Annotated in this window: 14 protein-coding genes; all 14 read left to right on the forward strand. The window is 37.8% G+C overall.

Annotation, left to right across the window (positions count from 1 at the left end):
• Nucleotides 1-95: 95 nt before the first annotated feature.
• The 14 genes from gltB (at nt 96) to MKY02_RS04015 (ending at nt 18,448) form a co-directional block, all read left to right on the forward strand.
• Entirely contained in the window at nt 96-4,619 is a 4,524-nt protein-coding gene (gene gltB / locus MKY02_RS03950) for a glutamate synthase large subunit (RefSeq protein WP_340710679.1), read from the forward strand.
• 17 nt (nt 4,620-4,636) lie between these two features.
• Nucleotides 4,637-6,115 (forward strand): glutamate synthase subunit beta, encoded by a 1,479-nt coding sequence (locus MKY02_RS03955; RefSeq protein ID WP_076034504.1) that lies wholly within the window; start codon nt 4,637-4,639, stop codon nt 6,113-6,115.
• A gap of 388 nt (nt 6,116-6,503) precedes the next feature.
• Nucleotides 6,504-7,286: a Fe-S cluster assembly ATPase SufC gene (gene sufC, locus MKY02_RS03960; RefSeq protein WP_053418641.1), complete on the forward strand. Its 783-nt coding sequence runs from the start codon at nt 6,504-6,506 to the stop codon at nt 7,284-7,286.
• Between the two features lie 17 nt (nt 7,287-7,303).
• Nucleotides 7,304-8,611 carry a Fe-S cluster assembly protein SufD gene (sufD, locus tag MKY02_RS03965; protein ID WP_038188615.1) on the forward strand — a complete coding sequence of 436 codons (1,308 nt, stop codon included), beginning with the start codon at nt 7,304-7,306 and terminating at the stop codon, nt 8,609-8,611.
• A complete protein-coding gene (locus tag MKY02_RS03970; protein WP_076034505.1) occupies nt 8,611-9,843 on the forward strand; it encodes a cysteine desulfurase in 1,233 nt (410 codons plus the stop codon). Before sufD ends, MKY02_RS03970 begins: the two co-directional genes overlap by 1 nt.
• Entirely contained in the window at nt 9,830-10,273 is a 444-nt protein-coding gene (gene sufU / locus MKY02_RS03975) for a Fe-S cluster assembly sulfur transfer protein SufU (protein WP_038188609.1), read from the forward strand. Before MKY02_RS03970 ends, sufU begins: the two co-directional genes overlap by 14 nt.
• A 29-nt stretch (nt 10,274-10,302) precedes the next feature.
• Nucleotides 10,303-11,700, forward strand: coding sequence for a Fe-S cluster assembly protein SufB (gene sufB / locus MKY02_RS03980; protein ID WP_038188606.1), 1,398 nt, complete (start codon nt 10,303-10,305; stop codon nt 11,698-11,700).
• 173 nt (nt 11,701-11,873) lie between these two features.
• Nucleotides 11,874-12,731 carry a DUF72 domain-containing protein gene (locus MKY02_RS03985; RefSeq protein WP_340710680.1) on the forward strand — a complete coding sequence of 286 codons (858 nt, stop codon included), beginning with the start codon at nt 11,874-11,876 and terminating at the stop codon, nt 12,729-12,731.
• Nucleotides 12,731-13,552: a sulfite exporter TauE/SafE family protein gene (locus MKY02_RS03990; protein WP_038188600.1), complete on the forward strand. Its 822-nt coding sequence runs from the start codon at nt 12,731-12,733 to the stop codon at nt 13,550-13,552. Before MKY02_RS03985 ends, MKY02_RS03990 begins: the two co-directional genes overlap by 1 nt.
• Before the next feature lie 18 nt (nt 13,553-13,570).
• Nucleotides 13,571-14,959, forward strand: coding sequence for a bifunctional metallophosphatase/5'-nucleotidase (locus tag MKY02_RS03995; RefSeq protein WP_076034570.1), 1,389 nt, complete (start codon nt 13,571-13,573; stop codon nt 14,957-14,959).
• 57 nt (nt 14,960-15,016) lie between these two features.
• Complete coding sequence (locus MKY02_RS04000) at nt 15,017-16,120, forward strand: HD-GYP domain-containing protein (RefSeq protein WP_038188594.1); 1,104 nt, start codon at nt 15,017-15,019, stop codon at nt 16,118-16,120.
• Between the two features lie 42 nt (nt 16,121-16,162).
• Nucleotides 16,163-16,927 (forward strand): sporulation protein YunB, encoded by a 765-nt coding sequence (gene yunB / locus MKY02_RS04005; protein WP_038188591.1) that lies wholly within the window; start codon nt 16,163-16,165, stop codon nt 16,925-16,927.
• 175 nt (nt 16,928-17,102) lie between these two features.
• Nucleotides 17,103-18,038, forward strand: a complete 936-nt coding sequence (gene lipA, locus MKY02_RS04010; RefSeq protein WP_038188589.1) for a lipoyl synthase — start codon at nt 17,103-17,105, stop codon at nt 18,036-18,038.
• 14 nt (nt 18,039-18,052) lie between these two features.
• Nucleotides 18,053-18,448, forward strand: a complete 396-nt coding sequence (locus MKY02_RS04015) for a YutD family protein (protein ID WP_076034571.1) — start codon at nt 18,053-18,055, stop codon at nt 18,446-18,448.
• Nucleotides 18,449-18,663: the final 215 nt, after the last annotated feature.

The raw sequence follows: 18,663 nt of genomic DNA on the forward strand, positions 1-18,663 counted from the left end.
TAGATTAATAATATATAAATTATATATTGTTTATATCAATTTGAAAAACTAAAATAAATTTAAGTCACTTTTTAAGTGAAGAGGGAGGGATTTACATGACATTTCATCAACTTCCAACAGCACAGGGATTATACTCCCCACAATTTGAGCATGATGCCTGTGGTATTGGTTTATATGCTCATTTAAAAGGTAAAGCCACACATGACATCGTAATGAAGGGGTTAGAAATGCTATGCCGTTTGGATCATCGTGCAGGGCGAGGTAGTGACGGCAAAACGGGTGATGGGGCAGGATTAATGGTCCAAATTCCGGATGCATTTTTCAGAGCGATTTGTACTGAGTGGACTTTACCTGATCAAGGACGCTACGGTGTCGGGATGTTATTTTTCACTCAAGATAATACTGAACGACAAGATATAGAGAATAAGATGAATGCATTGATTGCTGAGGAAGGCCAAGAGTTATTAGGCTGGAGGACAGTACCAATCAACACAGATCCTTTAAGTGACACTGCTAAGGAAACAGCGCCAGTTGTACGCCAAGTGTTCATTAAAGCGGCTAATGTCAGTAATTCCCTCGCCTTCGAGCGTAAGTTGTATCTAGTTCGTAAGCAAACAGAGCACTGGGCAACAAAAAATGACAAAAAGTTTTATTGTGCAAGTTTTTCGAGCCAAACAATGGTTTTCAAAGGATTACTGACACCTCAAGAGGTGGATGAATTTTACATGGATTTGCAAGATGAGCGATTTGCATCGGCATTTTCATTAGTTCATTCACGTTACAGCACGAATACATTCCCAAGCTGGGAACGTGCACATCCGAATCGCTACATTATTCACAATGGTGAAATTAATACATTACGTGGCAATATTAACTGGATGAAAGCACGTGAACAACAATTTGTTTCAGAAGCATTTGGGGATGATTTAGAAAAGCTTTTACCGATTGTTGACCAAAGTGGTAGTGATTCATCAATGCTTGATAACGCTTTTGAGTTTTTCGTTTTAGCAGGGCGCACGCCGGCTCATACGGCAATGATGATGATACCGGAACCTTGGACTGAGAATCCGCATATTTCAGAAGAGAAAAAAGCGTTTTATGCGTACCATAGCTGTTTAATGGAACCTTGGGATGGGCCCACAGCGATTTGCTTTACTGATGGTAAACAAATTGGTGCGATTTTGGATCGTAATGGTTTACGACCAGCACGCTATTATGTCACAAAGGACGACTACATCATTTTCTCATCAGAAGTTGGTGTAGTGGATATAGAGGAAGAAAATATTGCTTACAAAGAACGTTTAAGCCCGGGGAAAATGTTGCTTGTTGATTTAGAACAAGGACGGATTATTTCAGATGAAGAATTAAAATCAGATATGGCAGGGGAAAAGCCATACGCACAATGGTTAGAAGAAAACCTTGTGACTGTGAAGACGAAAGAAGATCAACCTGAGGACATGATGGATTTACTATTCCGTCAAAAGGTCAATGGTTACACTTACGAAGATATTCACAAATATATCGTACCAATGGTAGCTGAGGGGAAAGACCCCCTTGGCTCAATGGGGAATGATACACCGCTAGCGGTATTATCAGATCGCCCACAATCATTATTTAATTATTTTAAACAGCTTTTTGCACAAGTGACAAATCCACCAATCGATTCGATTCGTGAGCATATTGTTACGTCTACAATGACGGTTTTAGGGGCAGAAGGTGACTTGCTACATCCAACAGAAAAAAATAGCCGTCGAATTTTCTTAGAAACGCCGGTCCTTACGAACAGTCAACTACAGCAATTAATAGTAAATGATGATGAAAATTTCAAAAGTGCATTATTGCACCTTGATTTTTCAGAAGAATTAGAAAATGAATTGGCTAGATTAACAAAAGATGCAGATGAAGCGATTGCAAAAGGTGCTCAACTACTCGTGTTATCAGACCGACTTTTACATGCTGAGACACCGACTATACCAGTACTACTAGCTGCTAGCTGTTTACATCAATATTTAGTGGAAACGGGAAATCGTACAAAGGTGAGTATTATTGTAGAGTCTGCTGAAGTACGTGAAGTGCATCACTTTGCAACTTTAATCGGCTACGGTGTAGATGCGATTAATCCGTATTTAACATTTGCTTCAATTTATCAAGCGATTAAAGATGGTCATCTGTCACAAACATATGATGAGGCTGTTGCCAAATATACAAAAGCTATTGCAGATGGTGTTGTTAAAGTTATGTCTAAGATGGGCATTTCAACTGTTCAGAGTTACCGTGGTGCTCAAGTCTTTGAAGCGGTAGGTATTAGTAAAGAAGTTATTGCTAAATATTTCACAGGAACAGCTTCACAATTAAGCGGCATTGATTTAGAAACAATCGGTAAAGAGGCACTTCGTAAGCATACTGAAGCAGTGAACTCTACTGAGCAAGTGTTGCAATCGGGCAGTGATTTCCAGTGGAGAAGCACGGGTGAGCATCATGCCTTTAATCCGAAAACGATCCATACATTGCAATGGGCAGCACGTAAAGGGGATATCGGTCTTTACAGACAATATGCTGAAATGGCAAATGAAGAGCGAATTGGTTTCTTGCGTAATTTATTTGCATTCAAAAAAGCACAACGACGTATTCCTATAGAAGAGGTAGAATCTGTTGCATCAATAGTAAAACGCTTTAAAACAGGTGCCATGTCATTTGGGTCATTAAGTCAGGAAGCGCATGAAACATTAGCTATTGCGATGAACAGATTGGGCGGTAGAAGTAACAGTGGAGAAGGGGGGGAACACCCTAGCCGTTATGAGATTGATGCTAATGGAGATAATCGTCGAAGTGGAATTAAACAAATTGCTTCAGGTCGTTTTGGTGTGAAAAGCCATTACTTAGTGAATGCAGATGAGTTGCAAATTAAAATGGCACAAGGGGCAAAGCCTGGTGAGGGTGGTCAGTTACCTGGCAACAAAGTATACCCATGGGTAGCTGATGTTCGTGGTTCAACTACAGGTGTTGGATTAATCTCGCCTCCACCACATCATGATATCTACTCTATTGAAGATATGGCTGAGTTGATTCATGATTTGAAAAACGCTAATCGTCATGCACGTATTAGTGTGAAACTTGTTTCAAAAGCTGGGGTTGGTACCATTGCCGCTGGTGTTGCGAAAGGTGCAGCTGACGTAATTGTTGTTAGTGGATATGACGGTGGTACAGGAGCTTCACCAAAAACGAGCATTAAGCATACCGGATTACCATGGGAGCTTGGTCTTGCGGAGGCGCATCAAACGCTGATGTTAAATGGACTACGTGATCGCGTCATTTTAGAAACGGATGGTAAATTGATGACAGGAAAAGACGTCGTGATGGCGGCTTTACTCGGAGCTGAAGAATATGGTTTTGCAACAGCCCCATTAATCGTTCTTGGTTGTGTAATGATGAGAGCGTGTCATTTAGATACATGCCCAGTTGGGGTAGCTACTCAAAATCCTGAGTTAAGAGCGAAATTCATGGGGAATGCGGATCACCTCGTAAATTTCATGCAATTTGTTGCTGAAGAAGTACGAGAACATATGTCTATGCTCGGTTTCCGTTCAATGGATGAGATGATTGGTCGCACAGATGTTTTAGAAATTAGTGACCGAGCTATGAATCATTGGAAAGCAAGCCAATTAGATCTTTCAGCTTTATTATATCAACCTAAAGGACCTCGTACTCAGCAAGTGATGCAAGATCATAAAATTGAAGAATCTCTTGATATGCGTGAAATTCTTGGCGCGGTTGAGAAAGCAATAATGGATGAAAGTCCTATTAAACTGCACTATCCGATTAAAAACACAGACCGAGTTGTTGGCACTATTATCGGGAGTGAAATATCCAAACGTTATGGTGAAAGAGGTTTAGTTGACGATACAATTTCACTTCAATTCACGGGTTCAGCAGGGCAAAGTTTTGGTGCGTTTATTCCTAGTGGAATGTCTATGTATGTAAATGGCGATGCGAATGATTACTTCGGTAAAGGGTTATCAGGAGGGAAAGTTGTCGTTTCCGCACCAATAAAAGGCGATGTTGAGAAGAACGTCATTGCCGGAAACGTTTGTTTATACGGCGCTACGAGTGGTAAAGCATTTATCAATGGCCGTGCAGGAGAACGTTTTGCAGTCCGTAATAGTGGTGCGGATATCGTTGTTGAAGGAATAGGAGATCATGGTTGTGAGTACATGACAGGAGGCCATGTTGTTATTTTAGGTGATGTAGGTAAGAACTTTGGTGCTGGTATGTCCGGTGGTATTGCGTACGTATTAGTAGAAGATGAAAAATCTTTCAAAGAAAAGTGCAACATGGAAATGATAGGATTTGAAGATTTAGAAAATGAGGAAGAAACTAAATTTGTCCGCGCATTAATTGAAGAACATATTTTGAACACAGATAGTTCAAAAGCTAAAACGCTCTTAACTGATTGGTCGCAGTCAGTTGTTAAATTCTTAAAAGTTGTTCCAGCAGACTACAAGAAAATGATTGATCGTATTAGTGATTTCAAGGCTGAAGGTTTATCTGCTGATGATGCAGCGATGAAAGCATTTTTAGCTACTTCTAAAAAAAAGGAAGTAGTGCTTTCCAATAAATAATGGAGGAGTGGTTCTAGATGGGGAAACCAACTGGATTTATGGAATATAGTCGAGAAAAGGCAAAAGAACAACCACCACTAGAGCGCATTAAGAATTGGAAAGAATATGCTTCAAGATTAACCGATGAAGCTCTTCAAATCCAAGGTGCTAGATGTATGGATTGTGGGACACCTTTTTGTCATATGGGAATTGAGATTCGCGGTACAGCTGCAGGTTGTCCGATTAATAATGTTATCCCCGAGTGGAATGACTTAGTGTATAAAGGTAAATGGAAGGAAGCGTTAGAACGTTTATTGCTTACAAATAACTTTCCGGAATTCACAGGACGCGTTTGCCCCGCGCCTTGTGAAGGTTCTTGTACATTAGCAATTACAGACCCAGCAGTTGCAATTAAAAGTATTGAACGAACTATTATAGATAAAGGGTTCGAAAATGGGTGGATTCAACCACGTATGCCTAAACTACGTACAGGTAAAAAAATTGCTGTCATTGGTTCAGGACCAGCAGGACTTGCTGCAGCGGATCAATTAAACCAATCGGGGCACTCGGTTACTATTTACGAGCGAGCTGACCGAGCTGGTGGCTTACTTATGTACGGAATTCCGAATATGAAGCTCGAAAAAGATGTTGTAGAACGCAGAATTCAATTGTTAATGGAAGAAGGCATAGAGTTTGTATTAAATACCGAAGTAGGTAAGGATATTACGGCTGAACAGTTAAAAGCCGAGTATGATGCAATCATCTTGTGTACAGGGGCAACTAAACAACGTGCGCTTTATATGAAAGGAAGCGACTCAGAAGGGGTTCATTTAGCAATGGACTATTTAACTTCAACATCTAAGAGTTTGCTAGATTCTAACTTTGAAGATGATAAGTATATTAATACAAAAGGTAAGGATGTCATTGTTATTGGTGGTGGTGATACAGGGGCTGACTGTGTAGCTACGGCAATTCGTCAAAATTGTAAAAGCATTGTACAATTCGGTAAACATCCTCAGTTACCAATCAATCGAGCTGACGATAATTTATGGCCAACTGATCCTCATATTTATAAATTAGATTATGCCTATGCTGAAGCGGACGAAAAGTATGGTAAAGACCCTCGAGAATATTGCATCCAAACAAAGAAAATTGTGGCGGATAAAAAAGGTCATGTGAAAGAATTACACACAATCCAAATGAATAAAGTTATTAATGATGAAGGGTACGCTTATTTTGAAGAAGTACCTGGTACTGAAAGGGTATGGCCTGCACAACATGTATTCGTTGCAATCGGCTTTGAAGGTGTGGAGCACGCTTTACCAGAACAATTTGGAGTTAAAATAACGAATAACAAAATTGCGTCAGTCGGGAAAAAATATGCTACTAATGTAAATGGTGTTTTTACAGCAGGTGATGCCCGTAAAGGTCAAAGTTTAATCGTATGGGCGATTAAAGAAGGTCGTGGTGTAGCAGAAACTGTCGATGCATATTTGACAGAATACGCTTCCTTATAAGTAAAGAATGTCTAAAAAGCCTGTACAGCAGGCTTTTTTTTATGGAGAAAAAATGGTGTGTTGGAATAAAATAGTAAGAAAAGGATAATATTTGTATAATGGAGATGTTTGAAAATACATTAATTTTCAGAAAAATAAGGTTATCACTACACTGGGAGTGAAATCGATTCTCAATTAGAGTATCTGTATTGAAAATGAATTAATTTTTTACAAATAACAAAGAATTGCTAGAATAGTTGATATAAAGCTAGTGGATATCTACTGTTTAAAGGGGAAGTGAGAATAATTTTCAAAAGATTTGCAAGCCACTTCTTTTTCAGTTAAGATTAGAATGATATTAAATTAGAAATGGGAAACCATTCATTGAACTTTAAATGGAGGTAATGAAATGTCAACATTAGTAATCACAGATCTTCATGTCGAAATTGACGGAAAAGAGATTTTAAAGGGTGTAAATTTAACACTTAATACAAACGAAATCCATGCTATCATGGGTCCAAATGGTACGGGTAAATCTACTTTAGCTTCTGCTATTATGGGTCACCCAAAATATGAAGTAACTTCAGGTTCAATCATGCTAGATGGTGAAGACGTACTTGAAATGGAAGTAGACGAACGCGCAAAAGCGGGTCTTTTCCTTGGTATGCAATACCCATCAGAAATTTCTGGTGTAACAAACGCTGACTTCTTACGTTCTGCTATTAACGCACGTCGTGAAGAAGGTGACGAGATTTCATTGATGAAATTCATCCGTGAATTAGATAAAAAAATGGAATTCCTAGAAATGGATTTAGATATGGCTCAACGCTACTTAAACGAAGGTTTCTCTGGCGGTGAGAAAAAGCGTAACGAAATTCTACAATTAATGATGATCAAACCTAAATTCGCTATTTTAGACGAAATTGACTCTGGTCTTGATATTGATGCATTAAAAGTTGTTTCTAAAGGTATCAACGAAATGCGCGGCGAAGGCTTTGGCTGCTTAATGATCACTCACTACCAACGTCTACTTAACTACATCACTCCAGATAAAGTACATGTTATGATGCAAGGTAAAGTTGTAAAATCGGGTGGAGCTGAATTAGCTCATAAACTTGAAGCTGAAGGTTATGACTGGATTAAACAAGAATTAGGTATTGAAGACGAAGAAACTGCTGAACAAGAAGCATAAGAAGGAGGACGAGCAGAATGACGGTTGAAACAAAATTGGCGGTAACCGCTCAAGACGTACGCTCCTTCTCTGAAGCGAACAATGAACCAAGCTGGTTAACAGAGCTTCGTGAAAGTGCACTAGCGAACGTAGAAACGCTACCATTGCCAAAACCAGATAAAACTAATATTACAAAATGGAATTTCACAGAATTCCCAGCACATGTTGTAGAAAGTACAACATATGCATCACTAGCTGAACTTCCAGAAGAAGTGAAGTCAATTGTAGATGTTGAAAACCAACATAACATCTATATCCAACACAATAATACACCTGCATATTTGGAGCTTTCAGAAGAGCTAAAAGCACAAGGTGTTATTTTGACTGATATTATCACTGCAAGTCGCGAACATAGTGACCTAGTGAAAAAATATTATATGACAGAAGGCGTAAAAGCTGATGCTCATAAATTAGCTGCATTACATGCTGCATTAGTAAACGGCGGAGTCTTCGTTTATGTTCCAAAAAACGTCATCATTGAAGAACCTCTTCAAGTTGTGTTCTTACATGACAATCCAGAAGCTTCATTATTCAATCATGTATTAATTGTTGCTGAAGCAAACAGTTCAGTTACATATGTAGAAAACTATCTTTCTACTGTTGACGAAGCAACTGGACAAGCAAATATTATTGCAGAAGTGATCGTAAATGATAATGCAAAAGTAATTTTTGGAGCGGTAGATGTACTTGCGAAAGGTTTAACAACTTATGTTAACCGCCGCGGTATTTTACACCGTGATGCAACTATCGAATGGGCTGCAGGTTTAATGAATGACTGTGATACAATCTCTGAAAATATTTCGCATTTAATTGGTGACGGTTCAAATGCTGATAGTAAATCAGTAGTTGTTGGTCGCGGAAATCAAAGTCAAAACTTCACAACTGAAGTTCGCCATTGGGGTAAAGCATCTACTGGATACATCCTTACACACGGTGTTATGAAAGATGCTTCTCGTGCTATTTTCAATGGCATTGGCAAAATCGAACACGGTGCTACTAAAGCAGATGCTGTACAAGAATCACGTGTGTTAATGTTTAGCGAAGATGCTCGTGGTGACGCTAACCCAATCCTATTAATTGAAGAAGACGATGTAACTGCTGGACACGCAGCTTCTGTTGGACGCGTTGACCCAATTCAACTGTATTACTTAATGAGTCGCGGTATTGCAAAAAAAGAAGCTGAACGTTTAGTTATTCACGGATTCCTTGCGCCAGTTGTAAACAAATTGCCTATCGAGGGTGTTAAAAAGCAACTGACGGAGGTTATCGAAAGGAAAGTTCGCTAATGATCAAAGATGACATTCGAAGCTATTTCCCGATATTAAATCAAGAAATAAATGGGCATCCGCTTGTTTATCTTGATAGTGCTGCAACTTCTCAAAAGCCAATTCAAGTAATTGAAGCAATCAAAAATTATTATGAATTTGAAAATTCAAATGTTCACCGTGGTGTTCACACACTTGGGAACAGAGCAACAGATTCTTATGAAGGTGCTCGTGAAAAAATTCGTAAATTTATCAATGCAAACTCGACTGAAGAAATCATCTTCACAAGAGGTACTACAACTGCATTAAATATAGTTGCACAAAGTTATGGTCGTACACATGTAGGTGAAGGCGATGAAATCGTCATCACTTATATGGAACACCATTCTAACTTAATACCTTGGCAACAACTTGCTAAGGAAAAAGGCGCGACATTAAAATATATCGATTTAGAGTCAGATGGTACTTTATCATTAGAAAAAGTGCGTGCAACAATTACTGACAAAACAAAAATTGTCTCAATGGCATATGCTTCAAATGTCTTGGGTACGATCAACCCAATTAAAGAAATTACCGCTATAGCTCATGAGCATGGTGCTGTAATGGTCGTTGATGGGGCACAAGGTGTACCTCATTTTAAAACAGATGTGCAAGATTTAGATTGTGATTTCTTAGCATTCTCTGGGCACAAAATGTGCGGACCAACTGGTATTGGTGTATTATATGGTAAAAAAGCGCTTCTCGAAAACATGGAGCCGGTTGAATTTGGTGGCGAAATGATCGATTTTGTAGGTCTTCATGAATCTACATGGAAGGAGCTACCTTGGAAATTTGAAGGTGGTACTCCAATCATTGCTGGAGCTATTGGATTAGGTGCAGCTATTGATTTCCTTCAAGAAATCGGCATGGACACGATTGAAAAACACGAACATGATTTATCGCGTTATGCAATAGACCAAATGCAAACAATTAAAGGTTTATCAATTTATGGACCACAAGATCCTGCAAAGCGTTCAGGTCTTGTAACATTTAATTTAGATGATGTTCATCCACATGATGTAGCAACTGTTCTAGATATGAACGGAATTGCTGTACGCGCTGGGCATCATTGTGCACAGCCGCTTATGAAATGGTTACAATGTACTGCAACTGCACGTGCTAGCTTCTATATTTATAACAATGAGGAAGATATTGACCGTCTTGTTGCAGGGTTGCGCACTGCGAAGGAGTATTTTGCTGATGTCTTTGAATAATTTAGATCAACTTTACCGCTCAGTTATTATGGATCACTATAAAAAGCCAAGAAACAAAGGGGCTCTTGAAGGTAGTAATGTCACTATCGATATGAATAACCCTACATGTGGCGACCGTATCCGTTTAACTTTACAAGTAAATAATGGCATCGTTGAAGATGCTAAATTTGATGGAGAAGGTTGTTCCATCTCAATGTCCTCTGCATCCATGATGACTCAAACGGTCAAAGGGAAAACAGTTGAGGAAGCTCAAAACCTAGCACATATTTTCTCTGATATGATGCTTGGAAAAGAATATGACGATTCGATCGATTTAGGTGATGTAGAAGCACTTTCAGGTGTTTCGAAATTCCCTGCTCGTATTAAATGTGCAACTTTAGCTTGGAAAGCAATGGAAAAAGGTGTGCAAAACGAATCTGAAAATAAATAAATTATTGAACTCTGAACGGAGGAGAAACGATGGCTAAAAAAATGCCTGAAATTGGCGATTACAAGTATGGGTTCCATGACAAGGACGTATCTATTTTCCGTTCAAAACGTGGATTAACTGCTGATATCGTTAAAGAAATTTCTAAAATGAAAAACGAGCCTCAATGGATGTTAGATTTCCGTCTAAAATCACTTGAGATTTTCTATGAAAAACCAATGCCTCAATGGGGTGGTGATCTTTCTGAGTTAAACTTCGATGAGATTACGTATTATGTAAAACCTTCAGAAGCAACTCAAAAATCTTGGGATGAAGTACCAGCTGAAATCAAAGAAACATTTGATAAGCTTGGTATTCCTGAAGCAGAACAAAAATACCTTGCGGGTGTTTCTGCACAATATGAATCTGAAGTTGTTTACCATAACATGAAGGAAGAACTTGAAGACATGGGCGTTGTGTTTAAAGACACAGACTCAGCACTTCGTGAAAACGAAGAACTTTTCAGAGAGTACTTCGGTAAAACAATTCCACCACAAGACAACAAATTCTCTGCACTAAACTCAGCAGTATGGTCTGGTGGTTCGTTCATCTATGTACCAAAAGGTGTTAAACTTGAAACACCTCTACAAGCGTACTTCCGTATTAACTCTGAAAACATGGGTCAATTCGAACGTACATTGATCATTGTTGATGAAGGTGCAAGTGTACACTACGTTGAAGGATGTACAGCTCCAGTTTATACAACAAGCTCTCTACACAGTGCTGTTGTAGAAATCATCATCAAAAAAGACGCATATTGCCGTTATACAACGATTCAAAACTGGGCTAATAATGTTTATAACCTAGTAACGAAACGTGCTGTATGTGATGCTAATGCTACAATGGAATGGATTGATGGTAACATCGGTTCTAAATTAACTATGAAATACCCAGCATGTATCCTTAAAGGTGAAGGTGCTCGTGGTATGACATTATCAATTGCCATTGCAGGTCGTGGACAAAACCAAGATACTGGTGCGAAAATGATTCACTTAGCACCAAACACATCTTCTACAATCGTATCAAAATCCATTTCTAAACATGGTGGTAACGTAACATATCGCGGTATTGTTCGCTTTGGTAAAAAAGCAATCAACGCTCGTGCAAATATTGAATGCGATACTTTAATCATGGATAATGAATCGACTTCTGATACAATTCCATACAACGAAGTAATGAATGATCAAATCTCTTTAGAGCATGAAGCAAAAGTTTCAAAAGTATCTGAAGAGCAATTGTTCTACTTAATGAGCCGAGGTGTTTCTGAGCAAGAAGCTACTGAAATGATCGTAATGGGCTTCATCGAGCCGTTCACTAAGGAACTTCCAATGGAATATGCTGTAGAAATGAACCGTCTAATCAAATTCGAAATGGAAGGCTCTATCGGTTAATTAGAGCTAACTATAAAGCTTCGGCAACTCAATTTGGATTTCCAAATTGGTGCCGAAGCTTTTTTTATACATTTAGAGAAGGTTTTTGTAATAGAAGGATGGGGTGAATCTGTTCTAACACAGTTGAATGTTATGCTATCATTAACTATATGTCTGTTAATGGGGGATATGAGATGATACACATTGGTTTAACTGGATGGGGAGATCATCCAGATCTTTATAGTCCATTGTCTACAGCACGTAATAAATTATTTGATTACAGTGGACACTTTCCTGTTGTTGAAGTGGATACATCATTCTATTCTATTCCATCTGAAGCTAATGTGCGGAAGTGGATTGCAGAAGTACCTGATCATTTTCAGTTTGTTGTAAAGGCTTATCAAGGTATGACAGGTCATTTGAGGCAGGATAATCCTTATGAGACTAGGGAAGATATGTTTGAGGCATTTAAAGGTGCGATTACACCTTTTCAACAAGCAGGTAAGCTTGCAATGATATTAGTACAGTTCCCACCGTGGTTTGACTGTCAATCAAAAAATGTTACTTATATTCGCTATGTGAAGCAACAATTAAAGAATTTTCCTATCGCAATTGAATTCCGAAATCGCACTTGGTATAGTGAAAAATTCTTGGATGGTACATTGAATTTTTTACGTCAAGAGGGTTTAATACATACAGTTTGTGATGAGCCACAGGCAGGAGAAGGGTCAGTTCCGCTAGTACCAAAGGCGACAAATGAACGTGTCCTTGTTCGTATTCACGGTCGTAATGTGCATGGCTGGCGTAATCCCGGAAATAATGAAGAATGGCGTAAAATTCGTTTTTTGTATAACTATAATGAAGAAGAATTAAAGGGACTACAAAAACATATTGTATCGTTACAACAGCAGGTAAAAGATGTGTTTGTATTATTTAATAATAACTCAGGAAATGATGCAGCAAAAAATGCAAAACAACTGCAAAAAATGCTGGGAGTACAATATGAAGGATTATCTCCTAAACAATTAGAATTTTTTGAAGGAGAATCGTAATGGAATTTATATTAATTGCTGTAATTGGGCTATGTTCAGGTCTAGTTGGCGCTTTAGTAGGCCTAGGTGGAGGCGTGATATTAGTACCAGCTACACTATTTGTAGGGCTCACACTCGGTTTAATCCCAGATATAACACCACAAAAAGTAGTAGGCTTATCTGTAGTTATGATGATTTTCACTGGACTAGCATCTACTCTGTCATATATGAAATCTAAAACAGTTGATTATAAAAGTGGCGTAATTTTCTTTGCAGGGAGTATACCTGGGACGATTCTTGGTGCTTGGGTGAACAAAGGATTAGATTTGCCTTCATTTAATTTATACTTTGGTATTTTACTAATTATATTAGCGACAATCTTAATCGTGAAGGATAAATTAAAACCAGTAAAATGGTTTGTTGAGAATGGACTGAAGCGAACTTTTGTCGACCAGGAAGGTAAAAGTTTTGTTTATGGCTATCCGATTTGGTTTGCATTATTATTAACTTTTGCAATTGGCTTTGCATCAGGGTTATTTGGGATTGGTGGAGGATCGATGATTGTTCCTGCAATGATATTATTATTCTTGTTCCCTCCCCATGTGGCTGTGGCAACATCCATGTTCATGGTGTTTTTATCGTCTATCGTCAACTCAGCTAGCCATATTTATTTAGGAAATGTTCCATGGATGTATACGATTCCGGTAATTCCAGGGGCTTATATAGGGGCGAAAATAGGAGCAGCACTTAATAAGCGTATTAAATCAGATACATTAGTGCTCTTTTTACGAATAATTTTATTACTTCTCGGAATCCGTTCAATCATAGATGGACTAATCTGAATGTAAAGAGGGGATATTATGCTAGAAACAATCCATTTTTATCATACAAATGATGTCCATAGCCATTTTGAACATTGGCCTCGTACTCACGAATTTCTTGTGACACGAAAGAAGTGGCATAAAGAAGTAGGTGATAGTTGCTTTGTTCTTGATATAGGAGACTTTATGGATCGTTCGAATGTTTATACTGAGGCGACGTTGGGTAAAGGAAATGTGAAATTATTAAATGATGCAAATTATGATGCTGTAACGATTGGTAATAATGAAGGTATTACTTTATCGAATAGCGAATTGAATACATTATATAAAGATGCGAAATTCGATGTCTTAGTAGCTAATTTGCACAATATTAATGGTGACGTACCAAGTTGGGCAAAATCATATCAGATTTATAACACAGCTGCCGGTGTAAAAGTAGGAATTATTGCAGCTACAGCACCTTTTTATTTATTTTATGAGCAACTTGAATGGCAAGTATTAGAACCACTCGCAGTATTGAAAAAACAAGTAGATGAGCTACGAGATCAAGTGGATGTGCTTGTTTGTATGTCGCATCTAGGTTTGTCTGAGGATACATTGTTAGCAGAACAGTGCCCTGAAATCGATGTTATTTTCGGAGCACATACGCATCATATTTTGCACGAAGGTAAAATAGTGAATGATGTGCTGTTAACTGGTGGAGGGAAATTTGGCTTATTTGTAGGGCATACTGAAATACTATTTGATATGGATTTAAAAAAAGTTGTGAAGAAAAAAACGATGCTTCACAGAACGATAGATCTTGCATCTGTAGACAAGGAGAAAGAGATAGTAGTAAGTCTTGAACAACGAGGGCGTGAACTACTTGATGTACCTGTATTTTACACAGACCGTTACTATAATAAGGAATGGTACCATCATTCAAATCTGTCACGACTATTTGCAAAAGCGTTATTAAAATTTTCAAATGCTGATTGTGCTCTGTTCAATGCAGGAATCTTTTTAAGTGGACTTCCAAAAGGTAGAGTGACAGCTAATGACATTCACGGTATGCTTCCACACCCAATCAACGCTTGTGTAGTTGAGCTTACTGGTGAGTGTTTAAAAGAAATTTACATGGAAGCACAAAATGTAGATTGGCCAAGGAGAGAAGTGAAGGGCTTAGGGTTTAGAGGCGTAGTGATGGGTAAGATGCTAAACTATCAATTTGAAGTGGATGATATGGGGAGGTTAGTAATAGGAGGTAGTATTGCAGATTTGAAAAAAAGTTACAAACTTGTGACTTTAGATATGTATACTTTTGGGTATTTCTTTCCCGATTTCAAAAATACACCAAAAACATACTTGTTACCTCAATTTTTACGTGATATTCTAATTCTGTATGGACTTGAATTTTTCAAAGGGGAAAATTCAGAAAGACCTGATTAAAGTTTTATATGAGTCAATATATAGAGAATAGATTATGTTTATGAATGGGGAAATAGTATGAGGCTGATTTCAACTAAAGTGTTGCAACCTGGAATGGTGATCGGCAGAACAATTTGGAATGAGGCTGGAAGACCTTTGCTACATGAAGGGGTCGTAGCATCAAATCAAATAGCCAACCGACTTTTACAATTAAATGTTCAATATGTATATATTAACGATAAAATTTCTCATGATATTAATATAGTTGAAGCTGTGCCAATACATGTAAGAAGAAAAGCTGTAGATAAAATTACAGAATCCTTCAAAATGTTAAAAAATCAAAAAAATGCTGATTTAACTTATTGTTTAGATCAACAGTCCAAACATTTTGGATGTATTATAGAGCAGTTACTTGAAAGTATTGTAAATAGTGAAGAAATGATTACAGTTTTGAGTGATGCATTTATATATGATGAATATATTTATCAACACTCACTACAAGTGGCCATTTATTCTATTGCGATTGCTAGAGAGATGAAATATACATCGGATGAAATACGCCAAATTGGGATTGGTGCCATGTTACATGACGTAGGTAAGATGCTAATCCCACTTGAGATTTTAAATAAACCTGGGCGCTTAACAAATGAAGAATACGATACAATGAAACTTCATGCAAAGTATGGCTTTGATTTATTAAGAAACTTACATACTATTTCTTTATTATCAGCACATTGTGCATTCCAACATCACGAAAGACTTGATGGTAGTGGGTATCCACGTGGATTGATTGATTTTGAAATTCATCCATATGCTAAAATTATTGCTGTCGCCGATGTATTTGATGCTGTGACATCTAATCGCGTATATCGAAAGAAAATGTTGCCATCGCATGGAATGGAAATAATAAAGCAAGGTATAGGTACGTTATACGATGAGAAAGTTGTAAAAGCATTTCAAAAATGCATTGCCATATATCCAAATGGAACTGTCGTTTTACTTTCTGATGGTCGACGAGGCATCGTCTCAAAACAAAATCATAAATCAACAGATAAACCTTGGATTCGCATTTTTGAGGAGGATGGTGAAATATTGCAAGCAACATATGAATGTTGCTTGGAAAATGAACCAGCTACTTACATCCATCAGGTTGAGGTGGAATACCTCGTACATAGTGAATAAATAATGCCCCTTAGTCATAGCCTATGATTAGGGGGAATTTTTTTGCGTTTACCAAAACAAAGACGTAGATTGTTAGTGCAAAAACGACAAAAACGCTCTCGATTATTACCACTTTTTATCGTAAGCTTTTTTGGGATGATTGCTCTCTTATTTTACTTAGTGAATATAAGACTGATGCCAACATATTTGGATTATGCGGAAGTCCAAACGAATCGAATAGCATCTGAAGTTATTAGTAAGGCTATTAACTCTAGAACTGCGAATGTCCTTGATGTTAATGATATAATAGAAGAAGTTCCAGGCGAAGATACTAAAATGACAAAGTTTAATTCAGAAATTATTAATCGTGTTATGGCGGAAACATATACGCTCGTACAAGATCATCTTGAAGAAGCAGAGTCAGGAAATTTAAGTAAACTGCCGAAATACGACGATATTGAATATGATGCCAATGCAATGCAAGAAGATGGTGGTGTTGTCTTTTATGTCCCAATTGGGCAGGTAACAAAATTACCCTTGTTAGGGAATTTAGGACCGAAAATACCTATTCGTTTTCATGTTATAGGCAAGATCAATACAAATGTCGAAACGGATATTGAGGAGTTTGGTATTAATAATGCACTCGTGAAAGTGCAAATTCATTTATCAGTAAATGTTCAAGTCATCGTTCCATTTGCTAGTAAATCAACCACTGTGGAGCAAAGAATTCCAGTTGCTATTGGTATGCTTAAGGGGACAGTACCTAATATTTATACGACAGGTGGAGGTACGCAACCATCAGTCGAGGTACCTATTAAAATGAACTAAGAGATATTTAATTTCCCTTTTCATTTCATTTAAATTAATATTTACTTAGTGCAGGGTATAGCAAAATATTTTGACAATATTAGTAATCGAAGGTTGTTTGAAACTATTTATTATGTTACATTGACAAAAGTACTACAATATATAAATAAGCCTTGTGATGGGAGACGAATCTTCAATGACATCATGTAAACCAACTAAAGTAGAACATATAAGAAAACCGGATTGGCTAAAAATTAAACTAAATACTAACGACGACTATAAGGGCCTAAAGAAACTGATGCGAGAAAAGAACTTACATACAGTTTGTGAGGAAGCCAGATGCCCAAATATTCATGAATGCTGGGGTGAAAGACGTACAGCGACATTTATGATATTAGGAGCTGTATGTACACGCGCATGTCGCTTCTGTGCAGTAAAAACAGGCCTTCCAAATGAATTAGATACAGCAGAACCAGAACGCGTAGCAGATTCAGTTGAAATTATGAACTTAAAGCATGTCGTTGTAACTGCAGTAGCACGTGATGACTTAAAAGACGGAGGAGCAGAAGTTTTTGCAGAAACTGTTCGTGCAATTCGTCGTAAAAATCCATTTACATCAATTGAGGTATTACCTTCAGATATGGGTGGAATTGAAGAAAATTTACGTATATTAATGGATACGAAACCTGATATTTTAAATCATAATATCGAGACAGTAAAACGTTTAACACCTAGAGTTCGCGCTCGAGCAAAATACGATCGCTCATTAGAGTTTTTACGTCGTGCAAAAGAAATGCAACCTGATATTCCTACAAAGTCATCATTAATGTTGGGACTTGGAGAAACAGAAGAAGAAATTATTGAAGTAATGGATGATTTACGCGCAAATAATGTAGATATAATGACAATAGGTCAATATTTACAACCGTCAAAAAAACATTTACCGGTGAAAAAATATTACTCACCTTTAGAATTCGGTAAACTGCGCAAGATTGCGATGAGTAAAGGATTCTCTCATTGTGAAGCTGGTCCACTTGTGCGTAGTAGTTATCATGCCGATGAACAAGTAAATGCCGCAGCTAAACAAAAACAACTGCTTGGCGAAGAAAAAAGCGCTATCGCGAATAACTAACGGATGGTGGTAACATGGTCATTGCAGAACGAATGGCGTATGATGTATTAACAGATTATCGTGAAGGTTTCCAAGAAGAGGCTTTTCTTGGACGATTTAGCGATATTTTAACAAAGTATGACTATATTGTTGGTGATTGGGGCTATGGCCAATTACGTTTAAAAGGCTTTTTTGATGACAAAAATCAAAAGGCTTCTTTCGATACGAGAATAAGTACATTACAAGATTATTTATATGAATATTGTAACTTTGGATGTGCTTATTTCGTACTAAAAAAAACCGGTAAAGCGCCGATTCCTGTAAAAGAGGAAGTACTTGAAGAAGTAGATTCTGAGGCTGTAGATGAGCCTGAAATCGTTATCACTGAAACATTTCAAGAAGAACAAAAAAACATCAATTCCGAGCTGTAAAAGCCGGAATTGATGTTTTTTTTTAGTATTTTTTTGATTTAAAGTGGTTAAATTAGAGTTGGGTAAGGGGGTATCCAGCTTCAGGCGCTAGATTCTCGGGTCGTTTCGGTCTCTCGGCACAAGACGAAAAGCGTCTTGTGTTCGAGCCCTCCAACGCCTGTCTAGTCTGAACGAGCGCCTTGGGCTAACAGGATGTTAGTCATGCATCGATTGCG

This window comes from Viridibacillus sp. FSL R5-0888 (assembly GCF_038009105.1).
GTDB lineage: Bacteria > Bacillota > Bacilli > Bacillales_A > Planococcaceae > Viridibacillus > Viridibacillus arenosi.

Excerpts from the sequence above, each read along its gene's own strand:
- MKY02_RS03995 (WP_076034570.1), top strand. The coding sequence starts at position 13,571 with ATGCTAGAAACAATCCATTTTTATCATACAAATGATGTCCATAGCCAT.
- MKY02_RS03985 (WP_340710680.1), top strand. The coding sequence starts at position 11,874 with ATGATACACATTGGTTTAACTGGATGGGGAGATCATCCAGATCTTTAT.
- sufD (WP_038188615.1), top strand. The coding sequence starts at position 7,304 with ATGACGGTTGAAACAAAATTGGCGGTAACCGCTCAAGACGTACGCTCC.
- MKY02_RS04000 (WP_038188594.1), top strand. The coding sequence starts at position 15,017 with ATGAGGCTGATTTCAACTAAAGTGTTGCAACCTGGAATGGTGATCGGC.
- MKY02_RS03990 (WP_038188600.1), top strand. The coding sequence starts at position 12,731 with ATGGAATTTATATTAATTGCTGTAATTGGGCTATGTTCAGGTCTAGTT.
- sufU (WP_038188609.1), top strand. The coding sequence starts at position 9,830 with ATGTCTTTGAATAATTTAGATCAACTTTACCGCTCAGTTATTATGGAT.
- sufB (WP_038188606.1), top strand. The coding sequence starts at position 10,303 with ATGGCTAAAAAAATGCCTGAAATTGGCGATTACAAGTATGGGTTCCAT.
- MKY02_RS04015 (WP_076034571.1), top strand. The coding sequence starts at position 18,053 with ATGGTCATTGCAGAACGAATGGCGTATGATGTATTAACAGATTATCGT.
- MKY02_RS03970 (WP_076034505.1), top strand. The coding sequence starts at position 8,611 with ATGATCAAAGATGACATTCGAAGCTATTTCCCGATATTAAATCAAGAA.
- MKY02_RS03955 (WP_076034504.1), top strand. The coding sequence starts at position 4,637 with ATGGGGAAACCAACTGGATTTATGGAATATAGTCGAGAAAAGGCAAAA.
- sufC (WP_053418641.1), top strand. The coding sequence starts at position 6,504 with ATGTCAACATTAGTAATCACAGATCTTCATGTCGAAATTGACGGAAAA.
- lipA (WP_038188589.1), top strand. The coding sequence starts at position 17,103 with ATGACATCATGTAAACCAACTAAAGTAGAACATATAAGAAAACCGGAT.
- gltB (WP_340710679.1), top strand. The coding sequence starts at position 96 with ATGACATTTCATCAACTTCCAACAGCACAGGGATTATACTCCCCACAA.